Raw genomic sequence first — 297 nt, 5'->3', positions numbered from 1 at the left:
ACCGACGTCCCGGCCGGGAACCTGGCGCTGAACAATGCGGCCGACCTCTACCTCTACCCGAACGCGCTGTATGCGGTGAAGGTCGACGGCGCGGGCCTGAAGGCGTGGCAGGAAACGCCGGCTCGCCGCTTCAACACCATCGATCCGGCCAGGACCGAGCCGCAGGAGCTGATCAACGCCAGCTTCCCGAGCTATAACTTCAACACGACCACCGATGGCGCGAACGGCTACGAGATCGACGTCCCCCAGCCGCCGGGCGGGCGCATCCGCAATCTGACGCTGCACGGCGCGCCGGTG

1 protein-coding gene is annotated in these 297 nt (G+C 67.7%); it reads left to right on the top strand.

Going from position 1 to position 297, the window contains the following annotated elements; all coding sequences use genetic code 11:
- On the top strand, positions 1–297 hold a 297-nt coding region (locus KVT32_RS29685), incomplete at both ends, for a 5'-nucleotidase C-terminal domain-containing protein (protein ID WP_217619384.1).

The organism is Achromobacter sp. GbtcB20 (assembly GCF_019091095.1).
Lineage (GTDB): Bacteria > Pseudomonadota > Gammaproteobacteria > Burkholderiales > Burkholderiaceae_B > Achromobacter > Achromobacter mucicolens.
Note: the sequence above shows the minus strand (reverse complement) of the source record. Positions and strands in the feature narration are given on the sequence as shown.